This window comes from Nocardia sp. NPDC050717, assembly GCF_040654275.1.
Classification (GTDB): Bacteria; Actinomycetota; Actinomycetes; order Mycobacteriales; family Mycobacteriaceae; genus Nocardia.
Genome location: NZ_JBFAHR010000011.1, coordinates 132,479 through 147,656 on the forward strand (window position 1 = coordinate 132,479; position 15,178 = coordinate 147,656).

Below are 15,178 nucleotides of genomic sequence, written 5' to 3' on the forward strand. Positions count from 1 at the left end.
CGCCAGACCCCGCGCATGCCGGTCAGGCACTCCCGCACCCGCGACCACGCTCAGAGCTGTCCGACCCAGCGGTCCAGCGCGTCCCGCAGCGTCGGCGCGGCGGTGCCGGCGGATTCGTCGACCGCCGCGGCCCAGGCGACAAAGGCGTCGGGCCGGATCAGGATCGCGTCGGCGGGCCGGTCCTCGGTTTTCGCGGTGACGATCACGAGCCGCGGCTCCCGCTCGCGGGCCTGCTCGCGCAGGTCCGCGCGGTCGGCGAGGTCGAGCAGGACCGGGCGGGCGGCGTGCAGGAGTTCGGCGACGCTGGTAGCGCCCTGCTCGGTGAGCAACGGCAGATCGGGCGCGAAGCTGCCCGCCAACGGGTGCGGGTCGGCGCCGGGCACCGCGTACCGCACGTCGTTGGCCGAGATCATGCCTGCCAGCCTGCGCAGCGCGGGCTCGTCGGTGAACAGCTCCTGGAACACCGCGCGCAGCGCGTCGGCCGCCTCGTCCTGGCCGCGCCGCAGGGCCGCCTGCGCGCGGGTCTGCTGCAGCGCCCGGCCCGCCGCAGCGTGCCGTTCCTCGTGGTAGCTGTCGAGCAGCCCGGCCGGCGCCCAGCCCTGGACGGTGGCCGCGAGCTTCCAGCCCAGGTTGACCGCGTCGAGCATACCCACATTGAGGGCCGTGCCGGTGGCGGGCAGCAGGTGCGCCGCGTCGCCTGCCAGCAGGACGCGGCCGGACCGGAAACGCTCGGCGCGCCGAGCCTGGAACTGGTAGCGCGACAAGCGGATCGGATCGCCGAGGGGCAGCTCGGTGCCGAGGACCCGGTGCGCGCTGGCGGCGAGTTCGGCCAGGGTGAGCGGGTCGTCGTTGTCGTATTCGGTGAGTTCTTCCTCGGTGGTCTGGAAGAACATCGTCCGCTGCGCGGGATCGACCGGGCCGATGGCGAACACGCCGCGTTCGGTGCGGGTGAAGCCCGGCGAGATCGGGCCGTAGCCGGGCAGGTCGAGCCCGCCGTCGGCGCGGACGGGCACCGTGTCGGGCACCGTCACCATGCCGAGCCGATTGACCTCGGGAAAGGTGTTGCCCGGGAAGGCTATTTCGGCGAATTCACGGATCCGGCTCCGGCCGCCGTCGCACCCGACGAGATACCGCGCCGTGAGCGTGTAGACATCGTCCGGCCCCTCGACCCGGACGCGCACGCCCTCCTGGTCCTGGTCCAGCGCGACCACCTCGTGCCCGCGCCGGATCTCGGCACCGAGCTCGCCCGCCCGCTCGGCCAGCAGCTCCTCCACCCGCGCCTGCGGGATCCCCATCGCGTCCATCGGCCCGTCGGCGAGGCTGGTGAAATCGACGTGCATCCCGCCGAAGGGGAAGATCGGCGCCGCGATCGGGCTGCCCACCGCCGCGAACCGGTCGAGCAGGCCGCGGTAGCGCAGCACATCGAGGATCCGTCCGCCCAGGCCGCTGGCCTTGTGCGCGGTGCCCGGCACGGCACGGCGTTCCAGCACGATCGGCCGCACCCCGGCCAGGGACAGTTCCCCCGCGAGCATCAGTCCGGCGGGTCCAGCGCCGACGACGATCACGTCGGTCTTCATCTCACGCACTCGTGTAACTCCCATATCCACTGGTCCGAACTGTCGACGTGCGATTGTGCAGGACACCCGGGGCCTTGCGGCAAGCCCCCGGGTCGGCTATACCTTGGAAGGGGCAGGGGGAATAACCATTCCGGCGTCGCGCGCTGTCAGATACGCGTCGAGCTGAGCCGCACCGGCCAGCAGATTCCGGCTCCGGGCGACCAATCGCTCCTGCCAGGCGTCCAGGAACGCACTGAGCACTTCCGGCCCGCCCGCCGCACGCAACCGCGCCACGAACTGCGCGACCTGGGACAGGCCGTATCCACCGCGACGCAGCTGCCGGGCGATCTCGGCATCACGGACGGCCTCGGGCCCGTAGTGCCGGTATCCGGTCGAGCGATCGCGTTCCGGGCGAAGGATGTCCGCCGCCTCCCAGGTCCGCAGCGTGGCCGGGTGCACACCGATGCGGCGCGCGAGTTCACCGACGGTCAGCGCGGGACCGGCGAGCGGAGTGGGCGGCGAACCCGACAGGGTGCCCAGCGCGGTCGCGACCTCGGCGCGGGTGGCGCGTTCGTCGAGCAGGTCGGCGTGCGCCGCGTCGATCCGGCGGAACGCCGACTCCGGGTCGTCGCGATGGATCGCGCGCATGATCGCCGCGGCCGCCTGATGCCCGTGCCCGGTGCGCAGGCCGAGAAAGGCCCGCAAAGCCTGGGCGTGCAGGGGCGTGTACCGCCGGTAGCCGACGGCGGTGCGGTCGGTCGGGGGCAGGACGCCCGCGTCGTCGTAATTGCGCACGGCCTGCGCCGACAATCCGTGTTCGCGGGCGAGATCGACCGGCCGCAGGGACGCGTCGCCTGTTTGAGGCTTTTTCATTCCCAACCTGGACCTTCTCGCCAAAAGTTTCCACCGAACCTTCAACGATACTGTTCAAGGGCAGGACCTTCCGAAAGAGGAGAACATGCCTGCCTTCACTCCGCTCACCCACCCGCTCCACGATCAGGCGGCGCTCGGCCGCACCCTCGACGAATTCCTCGCCGCCCGCCCCGAGCCGCTCGACATCCTCGCTCTCGGCGAGCCGACGCACGGCATCGCCGCGTTCCCCTTGCTGCGCAACGAACTTCTCGTCCATCTCGTCACAAGAGGGTTTCGGTCGATCGTGCTGGAGAGCGACTTCTTCGCCGCGTCCGTGGTCGACGACTACGTCAACGGCGGCGCGGCGGACCTGGACACCGTGCTGGAGACCGGGTTCAGCCACCATTTCGGCGCGGTCCCGGGCAACCGGGAACTCGTCGAATGGCTGCGCGCCCACAACGCCGACCGCGCACCGGGCGACCGCGTGCGGTTCCACGGGTTCGACGCACCGCTCGAACAGACCGACGTGCCGAGCCCACGACACACCCTCACCGCGGCAGTGCGCCACCTCCCCGTGGCACTGCGCCCCGCGTCCACCCGCGACCTGGACGCCCTGCTCGGCGACGACACCGACTGGACGAACCCCGCAGGCATCTACGACCCGTCGGCCTCGATCGGCGACTCCGACCGGGTGCGTGCCCTGCGGGTCGTCGCCGATGACGTCGCCAGCGCGCTGCGCCGCGCCGCGCCGCCGCTGCATCGGGCCGACCCGGCCGGCTACGCCCTCGCCCTCGCGTCCGCCCGCACCGCGCAGGGCTTGCTGCGCTTCCACACCGCGATCGCCGACACCGGCCCCGATCGGTTCGCCACCCTGCTCAGCCTGCGCACCGAGATGATGGCCGACAACCTGCTCGCCATTCGCACGGCCGAGCAGCGACGCGGCCCGAGCCTGGTGTTCGCCCACAATGTGCACCTGCTGCGCGGCGAGTCCACCATGGCCATGCACACCGGCGAGGTGCGCTGGTGCGGCGCGGGCGCGCTCCTCGCGTGCGCGCTCGGCGACCGGTACGCCGTCCTCGCCACCGATGCCAAGCCGCACAGCACACCCGGGACCCTGCAGGGTCTGCTCGCGGCCGCCACCACCGGCCGCACGCTGTTCCCCGCCCCGGCGTTGCGCGCCGCGTTGCCCGCACCGATCGACGCGGACGCACCGATCCTGCCGGGCCACATCCCGCTCGATCCGGCCGATCTCGCCGGCGCCGACGCCGTCGTGTTCGTCGCGGACACCGATGGCCACCGGCATCAGTATCGATAGCCGGTATTCGAACACATTTTCGAACACGGGGTAGACTGACGGCCATGTCGCTGCCCCTGCAAGGTTCACTGTTCGACGGTGAGGCGGTTGCGCTGGGTCCGATCGAGAAGATCCAGCGCACCCAGCTCGACGCGACGGCCTGGGTGGACACCCTTCCCGGCTGGCTGAGCGGTGCGAGCGAGGTGTTCGAGCGGCTGGCCGAGCGGGTGCCGTGGCATGCCGAACGCAGGCCCATGTACGACCGCGTCGTCGACGTGCCGCGCCTGGTGTCGTTCTTCGGCGAACACGACCCGCTCCCCGACCGCATTCTCGTCGCCGCACGCGACGTACTCACCGGCCATTACGCCGAGGAACTCGGCGAGCCGTTCCGCACGGCGGGCCTGTGCTTCTACCGCGACGGGCGCGACAGCGTCGCCTGGCACGGCGACACGATCGGGCGGGGAGCGACCGACGACACGATGGTCGCGATCGTCTCGGTCGGCGCGCCGCGCACCCTGCTGCTACGCCCGCGCGGCGGCGGATCCAGCGTACGTTTCACCGCCGGACACGGCGATCTACTGGTGATGGGCGGCGCGTGTCAGCGCACATGGGAACACGCGGTGCCGAAGACGACCCGGCCGGTCGGCCCGCGCATCAGCATCCAATTCCGTCCGCGCGGGGTGCGCTGACGTTCCGCCACACCGGTCGCGCCGGACCGATCACGGAGCCTCGAGCACCGAACGCACGAGTTCGCGCACACCCGCACGCAGGCGATCGACCTCGCCCGCCCTCGCCAGGTGCTGGGCGAGTTCCCCGCCGAGGGTCGACAGGAGCAGCGCGCCCACGGTCTCGGCATCGATGTCCGGGCGCACCTCACGCAACAGCGTGGTGACGTGCTCGGCCCAGAAGGCGTGGAACTCGGCGCTGCGGGGATGCGGGGGCATGGCCCGGTAGGCGGCGATCAACTCCACATCGTCGGCGACCATGCGGGTCATGGCATCGAAGAAGGCCAAGAGCCGGTCGGTGGCCGGTGCGCCGGGACCGAGCGGCGGCGGCCCGTCGGACACCGCCGCCATCAGCGCGATCGCCCCCTCGGCCACCAGCTCGTACAGCAGGCCCGCCCGGCTGCCGAACCGGTGGAAGATCGTTCCCTTGCCGACCCCGGCGGCCGCGGCGACCCGGTCCATGGTGATCCCCGCCGCGCCGTGCTCGGCCAGCAGCGCGGCGGTGGCGTCGAGGATCGCTCGGCGGTTGCGCGCGGCATCGGCACGTTCGGTGGGGCGCGGCTCGGTCATCGCTATCGCTTCCTCGGCACAGCCGATCCGTTGACAAGTTGACCGACGGTCCATATCGTTCGGATATCTGGACCGCTAGTCAACTTATGGAGTTCTGATGCGAGCAATCGTAATGACCACGACCGGCGCACCAGAGGTGCTGGTGCCCCGCGACATCGACGACCCGACACCCACGGAGGGTCAGGTGCTCGTCCGCGCGGCGGCCGTGCCGGTGCTCTATCCCGAGACCAAGGTGCGCGCCGGCGCGTTCCCCTTTCCCGCGCCGCTGCCCGCGGTGTTCGGTTTCCAGGCGGCGGGCACGGTCGTGGATCTCGGCGCCGGAGTCGACCCCGCACTGCTCGGCGCGCGGGTCGTCGCCGCCACCAGCGGTGTCGGCGCCTACGCCGAACTGGTCGCCGCCGAGCAGGGTTCGGTGACGGTCATTCCGGACGGCCTCGAGACGGAGGCCGCCGCCGCGATCCAGATGCCGGGATCGGTCGCGCTGGCCCTGATCGCGACCGCCGCCCTCACTCCCGGCGAGACCGTGCTGGTCGAGGCGGGTGCGACCGGCGTGGGCAGCTGCCTCGTCCAGCTCTGCGCGGCACGCGGGGTCCGGGTGATCGCGACCGCGGGCGGCCCGGACAAGGCCGCGCTGGCGCGCGAACACGGCGCGGCGGCGGTGCTCGACCACTCCGCGCCGGCGTGGGCCGACCACCTCGGCGAGGTGCTGTCCGGCGGCACCGTCGACGTCGTGTTCGACTCGATCGGCGGCGAGTCCCTGACACCGCTGCTCGACCACATCACCCCGCTGCGCGGGCGGATCCTCAGCTACGGCTGGCTCGCCGGCACTCCCGCGCAACTCGGTGCCACCGACCTCGTCTTGCGCGGCCTCACCCTCACCGGATGCGCGGGCGCCGCCTGGCTCGACACCGTCGCCGCCCAGCGCCCGGCCGCCCTCGACGCCGCGGCGCGAGGACTCCTGAGCGTCGGCATCGACGCCGTGCTGCCGTTGGACGCCGCCGCCGAGGCGCACCGCAAGCTCGAGGATCGCGCGGCATTCGGCGCGGTGCTGCTGCGCCCGTAGACGATCCCGCAATTCACGCCGCCCTCCTGAAACCCTGTCTGCTACTTGATGATTCGCTCATACTCGAAGACGGAGTAACGCGGACCGAGTGGGGTGGCCGAGATGACGTCCAGCAATGATCGAGAAATCCTGCGCCTGCGAATCGAATACGAGATCACCCACGCCGTCGGCGAACTGCCCGGCCGATCGAAGAACATCTACACCGCCCTGTTGCTGGACGCTCGCAGGCAGTGGCGGCTGCTTCTGCACCGCTCCCAGCCCGCACCCGCGAGCCGATGCGACAGCCTGTTCCTCGGTCCGCGCGGCGTATTCGCCCTGAACATCGTCGACGAGTTGCCCGGTGCGGCTCAGATCCGCAGGCTGCGCGCCCAGGCCGAACAGCTGGTCGCCGGGGTCACCATCGCACCGCACGGCAACGAATTCGTGCGCGAGACGGTCGAATTGGTCTTCGTGCTGCCGGTCGGGCAGCCGCCGGCGACCGACGGCCGTTTCGTCGTCACCACGGACGCGACCCTGCGTTCCCTGCTCACCCGTGACCGGGTCATGACGGCTGCGGCGGCCGACGCGCTCGCCGAGCACACCGGCCGCCGCAGCACCGACTACCAGCTGATCCCGACCATCGTTCCCGCGCAGGCCGCCGAGACCGATGGACTGCTCGAGGTCGCCGACCTGCGCGCCGACCAGGTCACCGAGGCGCTGGCCAGGCCGTTCCCGTCCTGGTTGGCCTTCCTGGATCCGGCGCAGAATGCGCTGGTTTCGCGCGACTACAACGGTCCCGCGCGGATCGTGGGTCCGGCGGGGACGGGGAAAACCGTTCTCGCCCTGCATCGCATGGCGTATCAGTCGCGGCGCTCGACCGGGCCGCTGCTGTACACCACGCTGGTCAAGAACTTGCCGCCGTATCAGAAGACCGCCTTCGCTCGACTGTCGCCATGCACGGCCGACCGCGCGGAGTTCACCAACCTGCACGCGTGGGCACGGGAGCTGCTCACGCGCAGGAGAATCCCCGTCGCCATGGACATGGACCGGGCGGACAACGCGTTCGCCATGGCGTGGTCGCGGGCGGGCGCCCACGGACCGCTGGCCGAGATCTCCGTCGATATCCGGTACTGGCGGGAGGAGATCGACCGCGTGATCAAGGGTCGCGGGCTCGGCCTCGACGACTTCGCCCAGTACGCCGCTCTGCGGCGGCGCGGCAGACGAGTCGCCCTGCACGATGCCGCCCGCACGCGCGTATGGGACCTGTACCGGCAGTACGAGCGGCTCCGCCGGGAAGCCCGGTTCCACGACGCCAATGATGTGATCGCCCTCGCGCTGAATCAGCTTCGCGTCGATCCGCTCGAGCGGCCGTACGCCATGGTGGTCGTCGACGAGGTCCAGGACATCACCGTGCAGAGCCTGCGCCTGGTCCACGAACTCACGGGGAACGCGGCCAACGCACTGCTGCTGGTGGGCGACGGGCAGCAGCGGATCTATGCCGGTGGCTGGCGGCTTGTCGACGCCGGCATCCACGTCGTCGGCCGCAGCGAGACCCTGACGAAGAACTACCGCAATCGCAGGGCCATCGTCGAATTCGCCGCCGCCCTGCCCGGTGCGGCGTCGATCCGGGATCTGGATCCCGAGGACAGCCACCTCCTCGCGAGAGCCGGCGCCGCGCTGCCCGGCGGCCGCGTGGACCGATGGTCAGGACGCTCCGACGACCTACCCGCCGCCGTGATCGGCCAGATCCGGAACCTGCGCGCCGCGGGTGTCGCCGACGAGGACATCGCGATCATCACCATGACCGTCTTCGAGGCCGATCGGCTCCTGCGCGCACTCGAACGCGCCGGCATTCCCACCCAGAACATGGAACGATTCCACGGCGCCGACGACGACGCGGGCGTGAAGGTCGGCACTGTCTACCGCGCCAAGGGCCTGGACTTCCGCGCTGTCATCCACCCGTTCGCCGAACCCGCGCCACCGACGACCGACGCGGAGCGGGAACGTCACGAACTGACCATGCGCCAGCAGTTCGTGGCGGTGACCAGGGCCCGGGACTTCGTGTGGCTCGGCGTGGTCCGGGACTAGTCGCGCATCCACCGCTGGGCAGGTGAGTGGGGCCCGCGGTGGGGTGGTGCGGTGAGAGCGGAAATCGGTATTGCCGATCTCGTTGCTCGGCAACAGGATTCGGTTTCGGTGTGGCTGATCCAGGTCGTATCCTGGTAGGGTCCGCATTCGGTTGCACAGGGGGTCGTGGTGATCGTCGTTGTCGCGGACGAATCCGAGCTCGAAGGCGCAGAAGAGGTCGTCGCGGCGGCGATCCGGGACTGGACGTCGGAGGCGGGTGGTATCGCGGTTTTCCGCTGCCATGTGCCGGAGAGCCGCGGCGGATCCGTCGAGGTCGACGCGCTGGTGTGCACGCCGCAGGGCGCCACCGTCATCGAGGTGAAGGGGTTCACCGCCCGCCAGGACGGCACACTCGCCACCCCGCCGAACGGTCCGTGGACGGTCGACGGCGCGGAGGCCGCGCTCTATCACGCCGTCCGGGTGCCCAATCCGTTCGTCCAGGTGCGGCGACAGGTGTTCGCGGCCAAGAACCTGCTGCAACAGTCCGGCATCTTCGGCTGGGTGAACGCGTTGGTGGTGCTGGTCCCCCAGCCCGGTTCGCGGATCGCCCTCGAGGAATCGCGCATCGCCGACGGCTACCGGGCGGTGCTGATCGACCGCGACGACGCGTCCGCGCTGCACGACTACTTCCACGCCGAGACCGGACGCACGGTCCGGCTCAGCGTCAACGACGTGCGCCGGGTCTTCGACGCGCTGAACCTCGCCCATTTGCTGCCCAGCCGGGTAGAGCTGGCGGATCAGGGATTCCCCGCCCGCCTCGCGCCGACCACCAGCAGCCGCCCCACCCCGACCGCCCCCGAGTCGGAGGAGAAGAAGGACACCGAGGCGGTACCCACCGGCGCGGGCGCCGCGTCGCCGCTGAGTATCCGGGCGAGCGCGCCCGCGTTTCTCGCCGCGATCGATCGGCTCGCGCATCGGCCGCGCAAGTCGGGCGAGCCGGACAGCGAACAGCGAATCCCGGCACGGGAATCCGAAGCGGATACCGTCTCGGGCGCGGGTGACCAGTCAGCGTCGGCTGCCTCGCCATCAACGTCGGCTGGCTCGCCATCAACGTCGGCTGGCTCACCATCAGCGTCGGCTGGCTCACCATCAATGTCGGCCGCCTCGCCATCGGGTTCGGCCGCCTCGCCATCGGGTTCGGCGGATGAGGCTGCTGGTTCGGCGGACGAGGCTGCGGGGGTCGTGGCCTCCGTCGATGGCCACTCGCAGGTCGGTGGATCTCCCGGGGCGAATCACGGCGACACCGCCGCGCGGCAAGCACCAGCGAAGGGACACGCCACACCCGGAGCCGAAGTGGGCGGCCCGAACGAGGTCTCCGCAGCTTCGGAGTCACCGGCAGACACCGTGGGCGGGCTGCGCTCCTCGACGGAGTCCGATGCACGGAGCCGGATCAGAACAGCTGAGGACTCGGGCCCAGCTTCCACCACGGACCCCGGCGACTCGTCTGCCGGTTCGCGGCCTGCCGAGAGCAGCCGCACACCCGTCAGCAAGGTCGCCGCTGCCACCGCAGCGGGAGCTGCGGTCGTGGCAGCGGGAGCCGGTGCTCGGAAGGCGACCTCGACAGAAGCCCCGAACCCACAAGCCGAGGCGACAGAGCCGACACCCGAGGGAACCGAGACGCCGGAGACCGCCTCGTCGCGAACCGACGCCTCAACAGGCACCGACGCTGCAGCAACCGACCCTGCCACCCCCGACGCTTCAACAGACAACAACGCGACGGCAACCGATCCCGCCACACCCAACGCTCCAACAGACAACAACGCGGCAGCAACCGATCCCGCCACACCCAACGCTCCAACAGACAACACCGCCGCAGCAACCAACCCCGCCACACCCAACGCTCCAACAGACAACAACGCGGCAGCAACCGATCCCGCCACACCCAACGCCTCAACAGACAACACCGCCGCAGCAACCAACCCCGCCACACCCAACGCTCCAGCAGACAACACCGCCGCAGCAACCAACCCCACCGCACCCGACGACGCGGCGGAACCCTACGTCGCCGTGGAGGAGACAGCAGGAGCCACCGAACCAAGTGGCGGCGAACCCGACCGTCCGGGCTCAGACTCGACTTCGACCGCTGCGGGCGAGACCGGCAGCATTACTGCCGGTCCGGCACAGTCCGACGCGACAGCAGCCGAAGGCATGGGGGCGGCAGCCGTCGCGGCAGCAGGTGCGGCGGCAGCGAGCGCAGCGGCAACAGGTGGGGCCGCAACCGGTGCGGGAAAGTCCGGTGGGCAACAGCTCGGCACTACCCCGGAGGTAGCGGGAGAGACTGCACTCGGTGGAGGCGGAGCGGGCGCCTCGTCCGCGGAAACCACGGCCTCGCACCATGACCCGGGTGACCTGACCGGCGGCGGGGGTACCGGTGACTCGGCGGGCCGCGAAACCGCTGGCCACGGTGCACGTCCGAGCGAATCCGCCGCACTACGTGAATCCACCGACCCACCGATCACGGGTAGCCCACGAACCGCAGAATCCGCGCCCGACGTAGTTTCGCTGACCAAGTCGCCCACGCCGATGGCCGAACCGGGCCAGCCGGACCGCCCGGCACCCTCGGAGTTCGCCGCCGCGCACGACACCGCGCGCGAAGAAGAATCGACCGACCGGAATCCGGTCGGCGAGAGTGTCCCACATGAGGGCTCGTGGCATGAGCCGGAGGAACCGGCCCATCGCGGGCGATCGGTGGCCCAGACCGCGACAGCCGCCGGTCACGGGGCGGCTGCCGGTGCTGCGGGCGCGGCTGCGTGGTCGGCCCGTTCGTCGAGCGACCCACGCACCGCCCAGCAGTCCGAGACCGGCGAGCCGTACGACAGCTCGGAACACTGGTCGCAGTGGGTCGAGGAGGACCGGCGCGCTCCGCGGCGGTCCGTGTCGAGCCGCATTCGTAAACGTGTGGGCCGACGGTCGAGCGGGCCATCGCTGCTCGAACGGTGGCGCAACACGCCCGTCCGGGAGCGGCGTCAGCGGAGCCGCAGGTGGGTGCGGATCGGTCCCGGCGTGGGGCTGATCCTGTTCATCGTCCTGTTCGGGGCGGGGTTCTTCGCAATCACGGCGGTCAACGCGAGCCGGTTCGAGATGTCGGACTACGACCGGATGTGTGGCGACCGCAAACCGTTCCCGAATGCCGCGGAGTACCAGCGCGACGGCGCGCGGCCGATCTACCTGTCCGGCGAGCTGGCCACCATGGTGGCCGCGAGCGAGTCCAGCGCCTGGCGGCCGAGCGACACCTCCTCGGTGCAGCTCATCGCCTGCATGACGCAGGTGAGTCTGGGCGATCTCGTGGTGACCTGCCAGTACCCGCCCGCTCCCGGCGAACCGATCGGACGCACCGTCAACCTGTTCCGGGCGACCTACGAGGTCGCCGTCTACGAGCTGCGCACGGGCCGGGAGGTCGCGCGCGCGACCATGATCGGCGAACGCTATTCGGCCGACCCCGCCAACACCGACCCGGATCGCTGCCGTGGCGCGGCCGACGCACCGGACTATCTCGGCCGCCGGCTCGGTCAGCCGTCGACCGCGCAGGTCACGGGCTTCCTCGCGCCGCTGGTCCACGCCGACCGCTGACGCCTTGACCTCGAGCGCACTCGAGGTAGCAAGATCACCGGGTGCCTCGCGCACGCCCGACACCGGCGCTCCCCGGCGACGGTCGCGCCTCCGCCGGTTTCCCGTACACCCACCGGCGGAGGCCGTCGGGAACGACGACAGCCGCACACCCGAAAGGACATGCGGCTGTCGCGGTTCGGGGATCACGCCGAGACGGTGATCTCCCATTCGTAGATCGTCAGGTCCGACGCACCGGTGGTGTGCAGCGGATCGGTGTGCGCGAGCGCCGTTGCGGCGTCCAGACTTTCGGCCGACACGACATACGCGCCGCCCGTCCCGTCGGTGAACTTCCCGCTCTCCACCAGCTGGCCCGCGGCGAGCAGGCGCTGCAGGAACTCGCGGTGCGGTTCGATCACGGACTGCTCGAAAGCCGGTGTGCGCATAACCATCACGAGGTACTTGTTGCTCACGCCCGGTCCTCCGGCGCGGGTCGCGCGGCACGGGTGGCCGCCGCGGCGGCGCGCACCTGCGGCGCCACCTGGACGACCTGGCCGAGCACACCGTTCACGAACGACGGCGAGTCGTCGGTGGACAGCTCCTTGGCCAGTTCGACGGCCTCGTCGACCGCGACCACCGGCGGAACGTCGGTGGCGTGGAACAACTCCCACACCGCGATCCGCAGAATCGCCCGGTCGACGGCGGGCAGGCGCGACAGCGTCCAGTCCTGCAGGTAGCCCTCGATGGTGCCGTCGACCCGGTCCAGGTCGTCGGCGACGCCTTCGACGAGCACACCGGTGTAGGCGTGCACCGGCGCCACGCTCTGGTCACGGGTGGCCAGCTCCGCGCGTTCGGCGAGCAGGTCCGAGACGTCGACGTCGCGCGCCTCCGCCTCGAACAGCAGGTCCACGGCCCGGCGGCGCGCCTTGTGGCGCGCGCCGAGCTTCTTGAACGAGCCCTTCTTGTCTGCCGGGGAGTCCGTCACGATCAGGCGTTGACGCGGCCGAGGTAGCTGCCGTCGCGCGAGTCGATCTTCAGCTTGTCACCGGTGTTGATGAACAGCGGGACCTGCACCTCGGCGCCGGTTTCCAGGGTGGCGGGCTTGGTGCCGCCGGTGGACCGATCGCCCTGCAGGCCGATGTCGGTGTGCTGCACGAGCAGCTCGATGGTGACCGGGAGCTCGACGAACAGCGGCGCGTCCTCGTGCACGGCGACCTGCACGCCCATGTTCTCCAGCAGGAAGCGCGCGCCCTGACCGATGGTGGCCTCCGGGATGGAGATCTGGTCGTAGGTCTCGCCGTCCATGAAGATGTAGTCGGTACCGTCGTGGTACAGGTAGGTCATGTCGCGACGGTCGACGGTCGCGGTCTCGACCTTGACGCCCGCGTTGAAGGTCTTGTCGACGACCTTGCCGGACACGACGTTCTTCAGCTTGGTCCGCACGAAGGCGGGGCCCTTACCCGGCTTCACGTGCTGGAATTCGACGATCTGCTGGAGCTGACCGTCGATCTTCAGCACAAGGCCGTTCTTGAAGTCGCTGGTGTCCGCCACTGTCCTCGGATCTCCTCGTTCGTTTACTGCGGTCTCTGGGGACCGGCGTCACTCGACGACGGTCAGGTCCTTGCTGGTGAGGGTGAGCAGGTCCGGGCCCGCCTCGCGTACCACGAGCGTGTCCTCGATCCGGACCCCGCCGCGGCCGGGAAGGTACACACCAGGTTCGACGGTCACCGCCACGCCAGCAAGAAGTGTACCGGTACTCGTTTTCGCGACTCCCGGCGCTTCGTGGATCTGCAGCCCGACGCCGTGTCCGAGGCCGTGCACGAACTGGGGGCCGTAGCCCGCCTCCTCGATGACGACCCGCGCCGCCGCGTCCACCTCGGCGGTGCCCGCGCCGGGCTCGAGCGCCTCGCGGCCCGCGCGCTGTGAGCGGGCGACCAGGTCGTAGATCTCGCGCTGCCAGTCCGCCGGCGGGCCGAGCACGAGGGTGCGGGTCATGTCCGAGTGGTAGCCGTCGACGACCGCGCCGAAATCGAGCTTCACGAAATCGCCGGTGGCCAGCACGGCGCCGGTCGGGCGGTGGTGCGGGACGGCGGAGTTCACGCCGGTGGCGACGATGGTCTCGAACGAGACGGCTTCCGCGCCGTGCTCGAACATCGCCCACTCGAGATCACGGGCGACCTGCCGTTCGGTCCGCCCCGGGCGCAGCAGCCCGCGCTCGAGCAGGCTCGCCAGGCCCGCGTCGGCCGCCGCGCACGCCGCGCGCAGCTGAGCGACCTCGTAGGCGTCCTTGACCATGCGCAGTTGCTCGACCAGGCCGTTCGTCGGCACCAGCTGCAGGCCGGTCCGCTGCTCGACGAACGACTGATGCTCGGCGACGGTCACCACATGGCTCTCGAAGCCGACGCGGCCGAGCTGCCACTCACCGGCCAGCTCCAGGATGCGGCGCGCGGTGGCGCGGGAGATCTCGGCGCGCAGGTCGGGGACCTGCGCCGCGACCTGCGCGGAGTAGCGGCCGTCGGTGCCGATGACGGTGCGCTCCTCGGCGCCGCGCATGTCCCACGAGTGCACCAGCAGGACGGCGTTCGAGCCGGTGAAGCCGGTCAGGTAGCGGATATTGACCAGATCGGTCACCAGCAGCGCGTCGACGCCGTTCTCCACCAGCAGGCTCCGCAGGGCGCCACGCCGTGCCGCGTGATCTGGGCCCGTGTAGTCAGCACACATGGGTCAACGCTACCGCTGAACCGACGACACGTCGGCGGTGCGTTCCACGCGGTGGGCGCGTCGGCCGGGCCGAAACTGACCATCTGAATATTCACAGCGACCGGAGTTGTCCACATTCGTGATCGCGACCTGGATCGGGCGGGACGCGCCCAGCACGATCGACGTATGACCACTGCCGCGTTCTGCCTGCTCATCGCCTGGTGTGTGCTGCTGGGCGTCATCGATGTCCATGCCCGGCGGCTCCCCAACGCCCTCACCGGCGTCGGGGCCGCCGCGGTGTTTCTCTACGCCCTGTACACAGGGCAGCTGGCCACCGCGGTGATCGGCGCCGCGCTGTTGACCATGCCGTATCTCGTCACGCACCTCGTCTCCCCCGCCGCGCTGGGCGCGGGCGATGTGAAACTGGCAGTCTCGCTGGGTGGTGCCGCCGCGCTCGCGGGCGCGCCCGCCTGGGTGTGGGCCGCGCTGGCCGCACCGCTGCTCACGGCCGTCGCCGCGGTCCTCGTCCTGGGACGGGATCGGCTGCGTTCCGCCCGGGGAGGCGGCGGCGCACCGCGTCGGCGGCCCACCGGGCGAATGGTGCCCCACGGCCCGGCCATGTGCCTGGCGACGGTCACCGCGATGGCGCTGGCATGAGCGCGCGCACCGCGGCGCCGGTCGCGCCCTCTTCCGCGCTGGCCGGGCGGGAATCGGATGTCGACGGCGCCGGACCGTCACGCCGGCACGCCGGGGTCCCGCGGCGGAG

General features: G+C 70.9%; 13 protein-coding genes and 1 pseudogene. 7 read left to right on the top strand and 7 right to left on the bottom strand.

From position 1 onward, the window contains the following. Positions 1–50 precede the first annotated feature (50 nt). Positions 51–1,577: an FAD-dependent monooxygenase gene (locus AB0H56_RS22185; RefSeq protein WP_357166615.1), complete on the bottom strand. Its 1,527-nt coding sequence runs from the start codon at positions 1,575–1,577 to the stop codon at positions 51–53. 96 nt (positions 1,578–1,673) lie between these two features. Further along, on the bottom strand, positions 1,674–2,399 hold the full coding sequence (locus AB0H56_RS22190) for a MerR family transcriptional regulator (RefSeq protein ID WP_357166618.1): 726 nt from the start codon (positions 2,397–2,399) through the stop codon (positions 1,674–1,676). 115 nt (positions 2,400–2,514) lie between these two features. Between AB0H56_RS22190 and AB0H56_RS22195 the strand changes: the two genes are divergently transcribed. Together AB0H56_RS22195 and AB0H56_RS22200 are read left to right on the top strand one after the other, a co-directional pair. After that, positions 2,515–3,723 carry an erythromycin esterase family protein gene (locus AB0H56_RS22195; RefSeq protein ID WP_357166335.1) on the top strand — a complete coding sequence of 403 codons (1,209 nt, stop codon included), beginning with the start codon at positions 2,515–2,517 and terminating at the stop codon, positions 3,721–3,723. A 44-nt stretch (positions 3,724–3,767) separates the two neighbouring features. Continuing rightward, complete coding sequence (locus AB0H56_RS22200; RefSeq protein ID WP_357166337.1) at positions 3,768–4,391, top strand: alpha-ketoglutarate-dependent dioxygenase AlkB; 624 nt, start codon at positions 3,768–3,770, stop codon at positions 4,389–4,391. A gap of 30 nt (positions 4,392–4,421) precedes the next feature. Here the strand turns inward: AB0H56_RS22200 and AB0H56_RS22205 are convergent, their stop codons facing one another. Beyond that, complete coding sequence (locus AB0H56_RS22205) at positions 4,422–4,997, bottom strand: helix-turn-helix domain-containing protein (RefSeq protein WP_357166340.1); 576 nt, start codon at positions 4,995–4,997, stop codon at positions 4,422–4,424. A gap of 97 nt (positions 4,998–5,094) precedes the next feature. On the opposite strand from AB0H56_RS22205, the gene AB0H56_RS22210 reads away from it, so the two are divergent. From AB0H56_RS22210 to AB0H56_RS22225, 4 genes and pseudogenes are all read left to right on the top strand, one after another. Then, positions 5,095–6,060, top strand: a complete 966-nt coding sequence (locus AB0H56_RS22210) for a zinc-binding dehydrogenase (RefSeq protein WP_357166343.1) — start codon at positions 5,095–5,097, stop codon at positions 6,058–6,060. Positions 6,061–6,162: 102 nt separating this feature from the next. Continuing rightward, the gene (locus tag AB0H56_RS22215; protein WP_357166347.1) at positions 6,163–8,127 is read left to right on the top strand and encodes a UvrD-helicase domain-containing protein; all 1,965 of its coding nucleotides are present in this window, start codon (positions 6,163–6,165) and stop codon (positions 8,125–8,127) included. 168 nt (positions 8,128–8,295) lie between these two features. Continuing rightward, a pseudogene (locus AB0H56_RS22220) lies at positions 8,296–8,676 on the top strand (nuclease-related domain-containing protein); the annotation flags it as partial. Then, on the top strand, positions 8,677–11,736 hold the full coding sequence (locus AB0H56_RS22225; protein WP_357166627.1) for a hypothetical protein: 3,060 nt from the start codon (positions 8,677–8,679) through the stop codon (positions 11,734–11,736). A gap of 182 nt (positions 11,737–11,918) precedes the next feature. On the opposite strand, the gene AB0H56_RS22230 is transcribed toward AB0H56_RS22225, so the two are convergent. From AB0H56_RS22230 to AB0H56_RS22245, 4 genes are read right to left on the bottom strand one after another with little or no spacing between them, the layout of a single operon-like run. Continuing rightward, on the bottom strand, positions 11,919–12,185 hold the full coding sequence (locus AB0H56_RS22230; RefSeq protein ID WP_357166350.1) for a YciI family protein: 267 nt from the start codon (positions 12,183–12,185) through the stop codon (positions 11,919–11,921). Beyond that, positions 12,182–12,697: a transcription antitermination factor NusB gene (gene nusB, locus AB0H56_RS22235; RefSeq protein WP_357166353.1), complete on the bottom strand. Its 516-nt coding sequence runs from the start codon at positions 12,695–12,697 to the stop codon at positions 12,182–12,184. Before nusB ends, AB0H56_RS22230 begins: the two co-directional genes overlap by 4 nt. A gap of 2 nt (positions 12,698–12,699) precedes the next feature. After that, positions 12,700–13,263, bottom strand: coding sequence for an elongation factor P (gene efp / locus AB0H56_RS22240; protein ID WP_110035568.1), 564 nt, complete (start codon positions 13,261–13,263; stop codon positions 12,700–12,702). 48 nt (positions 13,264–13,311) lie between these two features. Then, entirely contained in the window at positions 13,312–14,433 is a 1,122-nt protein-coding gene (locus AB0H56_RS22245) for an aminopeptidase P family protein (protein ID WP_357166357.1), read from the bottom strand. 165 nt (positions 14,434–14,598) lie between these two features. Here AB0H56_RS22245 and AB0H56_RS22250 point away from each other — a divergent pair, with 165 nt between their 5' ends. Then, on the top strand, positions 14,599–15,069 hold the full coding sequence (locus tag AB0H56_RS22250; RefSeq protein ID WP_357166360.1) for an A24 family peptidase: 471 nt from the start codon (positions 14,599–14,601) through the stop codon (positions 15,067–15,069). Positions 15,070–15,178: the final 109 nt, after the last annotated feature.

Coding starts and splice junctions, on each gene's coding strand:
- AB0H56_RS22185 (WP_357166615.1), bottom strand. CDS start 1,577: ATGAAGACCGACGTGATCGTCGTCGGCGCTGGACCCGCCGGACTGATG.
- AB0H56_RS22195 (WP_357166335.1), top strand. CDS start 2,515: ATGCCTGCCTTCACTCCGCTCACCCACCCGCTCCACGATCAGGCGGCG.
- AB0H56_RS22200 (WP_357166337.1), top strand. CDS start 3,768: ATGTCGCTGCCCCTGCAAGGTTCACTGTTCGACGGTGAGGCGGTTGCG.
- AB0H56_RS22205 (WP_357166340.1), bottom strand. CDS start 4,997: ATGACCGAGCCGCGCCCCACCGAACGTGCCGATGCCGCGCGCAACCGC.
- AB0H56_RS22210 (WP_357166343.1), top strand. CDS start 5,095: ATGCGAGCAATCGTAATGACCACGACCGGCGCACCAGAGGTGCTGGTG.
- AB0H56_RS22215 (WP_357166347.1), top strand. CDS start 6,163: ATGACGTCCAGCAATGATCGAGAAATCCTGCGCCTGCGAATCGAATAC.
- AB0H56_RS22245 (WP_357166357.1), bottom strand. CDS start 14,433: ATGTGTGCTGACTACACGGGCCCAGATCACGCGGCACGGCGTGGCGCC.
- AB0H56_RS22250 (WP_357166360.1), top strand. CDS start 14,599: ATGACCACTGCCGCGTTCTGCCTGCTCATCGCCTGGTGTGTGCTGCTG.